At 61.6% G+C, this 7,829-nt stretch carries 8 protein-coding genes; 5 read left to right on the top strand and 3 right to left on the bottom strand.

The features are described from left to right. Positions 1–586: 586 nt before the first annotated feature. Both AB0J09_RS01655 and AB0J09_RS01650 read left to right on the top strand, forming a co-directional pair. Positions 587–1,069, top strand: coding sequence for a hypothetical protein (locus AB0J09_RS01655; RefSeq protein ID WP_360683348.1), 483 nt, complete (start codon positions 587–589; stop codon positions 1,067–1,069). A 676-nt stretch (positions 1,070–1,745) separates the two neighbouring features. Beyond that, positions 1,746–1,958 (top strand): hypothetical protein, encoded by a 213-nt coding sequence (locus AB0J09_RS01650; RefSeq protein WP_360683345.1) that lies wholly within the window; start codon positions 1,746–1,748, stop codon positions 1,956–1,958. 295 nt (positions 1,959–2,253) lie between these two features. On the opposite strand, the gene AB0J09_RS01645 is transcribed toward AB0J09_RS01650, so the two are convergent. The 3 genes from AB0J09_RS01645 to AB0J09_RS01635 all read right to left on the bottom strand — a co-directional run bounded on the left by AB0J09_RS01645 (position 2,254) and on the right by AB0J09_RS01635 (position 5,052). Then, on the bottom strand, positions 2,254–2,670 hold the full coding sequence (locus tag AB0J09_RS01645; protein ID WP_360683342.1) for an ankyrin repeat domain-containing protein: 417 nt from the start codon (positions 2,668–2,670) through the stop codon (positions 2,254–2,256). A 1,146-nt stretch (positions 2,671–3,816) separates the two neighbouring features. After that, positions 3,817–4,248, bottom strand: a complete 432-nt coding sequence (locus tag AB0J09_RS01640) for a hypothetical protein (RefSeq protein ID WP_360683339.1) — start codon at positions 4,246–4,248, stop codon at positions 3,817–3,819. A gap of 261 nt (positions 4,249–4,509) precedes the next feature. After that, positions 4,510–5,052 (bottom strand): YrhB domain-containing protein, encoded by a 543-nt coding sequence (locus AB0J09_RS01635; protein WP_360683336.1) that lies wholly within the window; start codon positions 5,050–5,052, stop codon positions 4,510–4,512. A gap of 379 nt (positions 5,053–5,431) precedes the next feature. Here AB0J09_RS01635 and AB0J09_RS01630 point away from each other — a divergent pair, with 379 nt between their 5' ends. The 3 genes from AB0J09_RS01630 to AB0J09_RS01620 all read left to right on the top strand — a co-directional run bounded on the left by AB0J09_RS01630 (position 5,432) and on the right by AB0J09_RS01620 (position 7,149). Beyond that, positions 5,432–5,686, top strand: coding sequence for a hypothetical protein (locus tag AB0J09_RS01630; protein ID WP_360683369.1), 255 nt, complete (start codon positions 5,432–5,434; stop codon positions 5,684–5,686). Continuing rightward, entirely contained in the window at positions 5,629–6,003 is a 375-nt protein-coding gene (locus AB0J09_RS01625) for a DUF6461 domain-containing protein (RefSeq protein ID WP_360683366.1), read from the top strand. The genes AB0J09_RS01630 and AB0J09_RS01625 overlap by 58 nt, the downstream gene beginning before the upstream one ends. Before the next feature lie 447 nt (positions 6,004–6,450). After that, a complete protein-coding gene (locus AB0J09_RS01620; RefSeq protein ID WP_360683333.1) occupies positions 6,451–7,149 on the top strand; it encodes a hemerythrin domain-containing protein in 699 nt (232 codons plus the stop codon). The last annotated feature ends 680 nt before the right edge of the window (positions 7,150–7,829 follow it).

Genomic DNA, 7,829 nt, shown 5'->3' with positions numbered 1-7,829 from the left:
CACCGCAGTCTGGATCAACGAACCCGCCAAGGAGGAACCCAGCTCCGATACAGAACAAGTCGCCTGATACGTCTCATACGGTTTGACAGCTACCGCTTTCCCAATGCGTTCCCACGACCTTCCGCCGAGTGCGTCGATGATCCGATGGAGGGAAGCTTCTGCTTCTCCCACGAGGCACTTGGAGTACGTGCTGAGAAGGACCTTGGGGCTGTTGCCTGCCCAGTCGGCTACCTGCTTCGCGGACGCCCCCGAGTTAAGCCACGTGGACAGACAAGCGTGTCGGAGGTCGTAGGGCCGTTTGGCCAGGGGGGAGGCATACTCTTCCTCGGACAGAGCTCGCTTGCGGGCGCGGGTCCATGCCCGCCGGATCGTGCTCGTGGCGAGCACCCCACCCTCAACGCCGTGGAAGATATCCACCTGTGGCCGGCGCTTGCCGCGACGTACGAGGAGCAAGCCCGACCAGCAAGCCCGACCAGTGTCTAGTCCCACCACATGTTTGACGGATCCGTCCCACCTGATGCTTGACAGTTGACCTTGATGCGCAAGACTTCGGATCGGCTATGTTGCGGAGGACGGTGTGGATTCTTTGGACTTGGAGCTCTTCGCGGACTACCACCAGATTCACCTGATCGACGACGGTTCGACGAGCGACCTTGGCGAGGCATGGACTGGCGAGGCGTCTGTTGACCGACTGGCCGTAGCCGCTGACGCGATAGCGGTCGGCACGTCGGTCAACGTGACGGTCGCCGTCAGAGTCGAGGTGTTGGACGCTCCGCCTGCGGACGACTTCGCCGACTTCGACCATGTAGTCGAGGGAAGTATGCAGGTTCCGTCAGGCCGAATCGTGATCATGGGCTGCACTGACTACGAGCCGGACGCTGCAAGGTTCAGGGTGCCCGTGGGGCCGGTTCGTGTCCGGGTAGCGAGTAGCAACCTAGCCGAGGCAGAGCGCTTAGGGCTTGACTCCGACGAGGCCCAACAGACGATGGAGCGGCTGCGGGTACAGGTGTGGCCTGCCCCGACTGGTGAACCGGTTGTGTTAAAGCGCTGGAAGCCGTCGGTCGCTTAGCAAAGCGGCGACGAAGGCTCTGCCGACTGTGATCATGTCAAGTATCTGGTAGGACGCGAGTGTCAAGCATGTCCCGGGACAGGACACAGCAAGCCCGACCAGCCTCTGTGAGAACTTTCTGTACGTCTTCAAGGCGGCCCCAAGGGGGGCCGCACGCGCCGCCGTCTCGGCACGCCGCCGCCTCCCGCTGACGCTCCCGGCGGACGGCTAAAAGCACCGCCGGACGGCTAAAAGCACCGCCGGACGGCTGGCGCGGACGAGTGGAAGGGGCCGCCGTGCGACGGTACAGAGTGATCACAGGGGGAGCGCACTTCTCCGGTCACGAGGGGCGAGTAATCAGCGCACGCGTGCGCGGTCACGAGGCCGGCCTTACTGCGTGCCTCCGGCGGGGGCGCTCCGGCTCCGGGCAGGCACGATCGTTCCCCTGGGCGTCTGAGTGGGTTGCCGTGGAAGCCTGCCCGCCTATCACCGTCCCAGGGCAAGCCCTAGCAGACCAGCCGCGGGGCCGCCCACGTTCCATCACGGCCCTGACACCGAGCGCACGGCCGGGGCAGCCCCGCGGCTCGCCCGCTACCCCGTGGGTGGGACGACGGCAGACGGGCAGGCCAGGCGCGTGGTTGCTGCGGCGAGGTCAAAAGCTGACGTTGAACGGTGTGCTCGGGAGAGGATAGGCGGCATGAGTACAGAGGTTGTTGCCGAGAACCTCAAGGTTGGCGATCTTGTTGAGTTGTCCACTCAGTTTGGTCCAGAAGTCATCCGTTTGACTCTGGTCGAGTTCCGCGCTAACGGGTTGAAGTTCACCGGCCTTCATAGCGACGGCGCTCGATACTCCTTCGGAATGAAGTACGGGCAGATCGCGACTCTTAGTTCTGAGCGTCGAGAAGCGTGATTGGCTGAGAGCCCGAAGGGGAGCCAAGTCGAGAGCCACACGCGGTGGACCAGTGTGAACGAGTCTGGACTCAGTTGACCGGCCTGACCTCGCATCCGGATCAGCGTGAACTGATCGACACGGGGAGAGTCTGGTTCGAGTCCAATCGCGGGCACGAGTGACAAACTGAGTGACATCGAAGGCGCCCGCGACGCCCCAACTGTGCACTATGTTGCACACGATCGGACAGGTTGACCAGCCAAAACCCAAGGTCTGGCGCTTGACTCGAATGCTTTGGGAGCAAGAAGTCGCAGGTTCAAATTGGCCACCGACGTGGTTCCGCTGGAGGAAGCTCGGGACAGGGGCTCGGCATCGTGCCGCCATGAAGGCGAGCGATGTGAGCCTCAAGTAACCGAACGGCCAGTCCGTGACCGTAGTGGAAGGCGAAGAGCTGCGGGACCTCCCCGTTAGGGCCCGGACGTTCGGGATCAGCGCCATAGGCCAAAAGCACGGCGGTACATGCAGCGTCCAGCGACTGCCCGGTCTGGGCTGCTCCATCAGCTTCCACGTCGATCGCATGCAAGAGCAAGGTCATGTTGGACCACACCTCATTTGGATCGGTACCGGCGTCGAGTAACCGAGTCAGTTCCGCCAGGTCTCCGTGCTCGACCGCATGATGCGCCGGAGTCATCGGCTCGTAAGCTGCCGCTTCATATTCCATGGCTTCGATCAAAGCAGAAAACTCCATCACGCACCGGGCGCCGGGCACCGGGCGCACGGCCGGGGCAGGACCGCGCCTCCTCGCAGGGCACTTTCAGGGCACATCGCACACAAGACGATGTCAGACAACGGCAGCGACCATAGCGTTTCTGCAGGTCAAACGACGTTTCGCGTAATCCATCGCAGGTCACGATCGTGCCGAATTAGAACCCGGCCTACAGGCCGATTCGTCACGTTACGTCTATCAGTGGCAGCACATATCGAACTTGGCTCGTGGGCGGACCGGCCTTCCGCCGGCGGCCCGCTACCCCTGGCACCCCGGCGCCACCTGAACCACTACCGGTGGTTACTGCCAGAGCGTCAACTTCTGGCCCACGTTCCTCGTCTAACCTCTTGATCGGCATGTTTGAGGGGTGCGACAACGTCTACAAGCGGCAAGCCGAGAAAATGAGCCCAGACCTACCCATGTTGAGGATCGATGAGCAAATCTGGACGCATTCGATTGCTAGCCGCGCAAGGACTCGTTCTTTCAATCTGCCTGACGGCGTCGACAGGGTGCATACCCGTCCTCGGCGACCCCCTTCCCCGGCCTGTCGCGATCGGCCGTACGGACGACGGGCGATTCAGGTTCGTGATTCCGCTGTGTGACGGCGAGACGGTCTCTTCCATCGAGGTGGAGGAGCATCAGACGAGACGTCTAGTGTGGAAGGCGTCGCAACCGACTCGGCCAGAAGTACGGAACGGGACGATCATCTTTGGAGACGTAGGCGGATTCGCCGATCAGCAGACGCCGCCACAGGAGCCACTGCCGCCAAATATCAGTGTTAGCGTGGAACTGTCAAGTGGCGTCTCTGTCGGGCGCGGATTTCTGCTGAACGAGACTCCGAAACAGTTCGCCGGGAGTGGCCAGGTACGCGATTTCGACGGCAAGATACTTTCAGACGATGAATTCCGCCAACAAGCGACCGCGAAGTATTGCTAGCGCGCCAACCTCACCGTGCACTTCTCAGCAAGGCTTCACAGCGGAGTGATCACTACCGTCCACCACCGGTTGAAGACAGGCAGACCAGCCACTGACCAGCTTGACACCGGGCACGCAGCCAGACACTAGCCGCGCGTCTCGCCTCCTCGCCAGGCGCCACGCCTGCAAGGGTGGTTCCTACCGCGATCCAAAATAGAGTTGATCTACTACATCTAGATCTCCTTCTGTGGTGATGACTACAATCCATGATCGGTCTTCAGCGAGGAAATAGTGGTGTTCTGGTATCTCAAGCAATGCAGCTACAACCGAAGGAGCATTGTCATCGGTAAAGCGTACGCCATAAGGCGAGAGCCCATCTCCGACGTGCTCGACCACGGAACCAGGTTGAATGCACCGACATATCTGTTTGGATGCCATCGCTGCTAGCCGCATGTCATCGGTGATTTTCCAGTGCACGTGCCGTCCCTGTACACGCCCCCAATCAATCTTGGTTCCATCGGCCGGAAAGTGAAGGTTGAGCCAGTTGAAGATAACCGACATATCGCTACGCTCCAGCCCGCCGAGCGGCGACACGGCATATACGGTCTCTTCCCAGTAATTGTTGTTCATCCCTAGCACCCAGAAGATGTTGGAGTTTCTTAGCCGCAGGGTTTCTGACGCTCGGGACATCGAGAGCTTGAGTGGCAAACTGGGTGACATCAGGGACGCCCACCGCAGCGCGACCATGCACATGAGTGCACACCGAACGTAGACCTGAGCAGCGGAAACGCCAGCTCCAGTGATCGAATAGCTACTCTTACAAGCGAGGCTCTACGCGTCATCAGTTCCTGACGATCGGCGGATAGCACCACGGCCAGGACCTCCGTCACGTCAGCTCGAACACTGCCGATTCGGTCCAGTCAGCGTCTCGATGGACAGCGGCGGGCACTTCTCCGGCTTCTGGGTGAGGGCCACGAGTTCCTCCGGGGGCTCGGCACCGTCCCGTACGGCCACGACGTAGGTCTTTGCCTCCCGTGGTCCAAGCCGCGGGGCTTGCTTGCGTAGGTGGCGTATCGCGGCCATGGTTCCCTCGGAGTGCAGGTGTTCTCGGACAGCCGCGAGCAGCAGATCAGGTGGTCGGATGCCCTTGACGTGTCGGAGGTACAGCTCCTCCCAGTCTTCACCGACGAACGTGGTGACGGGGACGTGGTGGATGGTCTCGTCTTGCCGGTCCACCAGGTAAGGGCCCTGGCCTACCAGCATCTTCTTATGTTCACGGGTGCGGATGTACTCCACCGACTGCAAGGAGACCAGCCAACCGAGAGCATGTTCCTCCACGTCAAGGACAGCTAGTTCGGGCATCCATGGCGACTCTCGCCGCTTACACAGCAGCAGATCTTCGACCAGTTCGACAGCGCGCTCCTTGGTGACCACGCCCTCATCATTCACCGCAACTCGGATCAGCCGCACACCGGTTTCGGAGGCAGGCATCACGGAGCCTTTTCACCCTGAAGGCGCAGCTCAGGGCGGGTGAACCGGTAGAGGCGAACACTCAGGCCGCCGCCGAGCAAGGCGTCGGGCGATCCCACCCAGTCCAAGCAACTCCACATCACCCGCTCCCGAGCCATCCGGCTGGGAGGATGAAGAGGCTCTGTGTCAGCAGGCGGCCTGCCCGGCGGTGAAAAGGGTTCACTGATCACTAGAATCCTGAGTTCACGCCGGCCAGGGTGCGCCACGCCGCATCGCGCCCGGCCCCATCGTCCCGTGACGAGCGGGATCCGTGCCTGTCGGTGGCGGCTGGCACCATGGCGACATGACCATGCAGCCCCTCGATATCTCTTGGCTCTGCGGCGAATACTCCGAGGAGTGCTACAGCTTCATCTACATCCGTGCCACGCCTGAACAGGTCGTTGCCCGCCTCGGCGGTCGATGGGAGGACTTCACGCCGGGCCCCTTCCCCGACGACCCGGATCACTACCACGCCCTGGGGAGCCTCTCGGCGTCACCTCCATCAGCGATTGGACGTTCGTTTTCGACCCTGACTGGCTCGGCACCTGCGAAGACGTGATCACTAAACTCTCCGAAGGCACCCGCCTCGTCTCCCAAGCCGCACTTGGCATCAAGGACATGGACTACTTCTACTGGTGCGAGGACGGCGAGATCAGATTCGCTTGGGGCGGCGACGACGGCTATCTGTTAGGGACCCCGGACGAACTCGTAGACACGATGGCAGAGATCGACAGGCTCTACCCATCGCTTCCCCGGCTCTACGAAGGGCTGGCCTTCCTACTCGTCGAGCACCTGACCGATATCAGACCGACGGAGCAACTGCTGAAGGGCTCCACGTTCATGTGGGGTGTCATCCCAGAACCAACCAAGTCGTAACGTTGGCCGACAGTGAGCCTTTTCCTCCTGAAGTCGCAGCTCAGAGGAACCGGTAGAGGTGAACACTCCGGCCGCCACCGGGCAGGTCGTCGGGCGGTCCGCCCAGTCCAAGCAACTCCACATTACCCGCTTCCGAGTTGGCCGGCTGGGAGGATGAAAAAGGCTCAAATGATCCGGCTTGTCCGCAAAGAGGCCATTTATTTCCGTACTTAACGGTGAACCACTGCAGCCCCCACGGCGTCTTGCTCTAGCAAGGATCGCGCGCGCAAGGGCGGAAATCGTACATTGGCGACGAGTATTAAAGAAGTTCTTGAAAAGCTAGATATCTCCTCGACTGGCGAGCGCGACAATGGGAGATGGAAACGGACTGGAGTCACGCCCTGACCGCCAGGGGTCCGCGCCGACTACAGTCCACCATTCCTTGACCTGACCGATCGGAGCACCACGATGAAACCGGATCCGCAACGACCCGCCGACACCACCATGATGGGCGTCGTCCACGACGCGTACCGCCGTGACTTCGAGCGCGCTCGGCACGCCTTGGCCACCCCGCCGTACCCGAACGGACCTCGCCGCAAAGCGATTGCCGAGCACGTGGCCTGGCTGATGCGGCTCCTTCATGACCACCACACCGGCGAGGACAACGGGCTGTGGCCGCTGGTGCTCCGGCGTAATCCGGACTCCACCGCAATCCTCGAGGCGATGGACGCCGACCACGCGCGCATCACGCCCGCGATGGAGACGGTCACCACGGCTGCCGCCGGGTATGCCGGTGACGACGCTGCGCCCGCCCGGACCGAGCTGCTCGCCGCCTTGGACAACCTGTGCGAAGTGGTGCTGCCGCATCTGCGTCGCGAGGAGGACGAGGCCATGCCGGTCGTGTCTGCCAGCATCACGGCCGCCGAGTGGGATGCCTGGGACCAGGAGCACAACATCAAGCCGAAGCCGCTCATGCAGCTCGGCGAGGAGGCGCATTGGGTGATCGACGGCATCGATCCCGTCCGGTACCAGGTCGTCATCCACCTGCTCCCAGCCATTCCACGGTTCATCGTGCTGCGTGGCTTTGCTCGCAGGTACCGGCGCCGAGCGACGACCGTCTGGGGTCCCGGCACGTATGGGCCGGCGACGACCCCGACGAACGCCTAAGCAACCGATGGTGATCACGACAGGGCCCGATGACCACACTGAGGGCACAGCGTCGAAGTATCGAGAGACTGAGTGACATCAGAGATGCCTCACACGGCTCAATCGTGCACGTCGATGCACACTAAAACGCCGATTGACCAGCTCAAACCTCACGTCAACCGACCGATACGAATGCTTCGCATCGAAGGGGTCAGGGGTTCGAATCCCCTCATCTCCACCCAGGTCAAAGGCCACTTCCAGTGATTCACGGCGCCCATATAGTCCCATACATACAGGTGTAGGTGCTGTTACGGCCGTCCAGGCTGTCTGCATGGAACTTCATGCGCGACTGGGCATTGTGCTGGCGGCACCGAAGCCTCGGAAGAAGCGGTGTGGGGTCTGATCGTTCCCAATACGTTCCCGATGCGCCATTCTCGTTGGAGAGCCGACCTTGTCTATGCAGGTCAAGGCCAGATTCGGAATGCGGTGATCTTCCACTTGTAAACAGAAGGTCAGGGGTTCGATTCCCCTCGTCGGCTCTATGTATTGACCAGGGAGTTCCTTGATCGCAAGGGGCTCCCTGAGTCGTCTCCAGAGGCCGACTGTAGCAACGGCTGTAGCAGCCGGAATCTGTACGGCGAGGTTCGTCGCAGTTCCCTCTCTGGCGTAGTCGGGTGGCGTCCGATTTGTGCTCAAGCGAG

Source organism: Nonomuraea sp. NPDC049784, assembly GCF_040659615.1.
Classification (GTDB): domain Bacteria; phylum Actinomycetota; class Actinomycetes; order Streptosporangiales; family Streptosporangiaceae; genus Nonomuraea.
The sequence above is the reverse complement of the archived record's forward strand: the minus strand, read 5'-3'. Positions and strand labels throughout refer to the sequence as shown.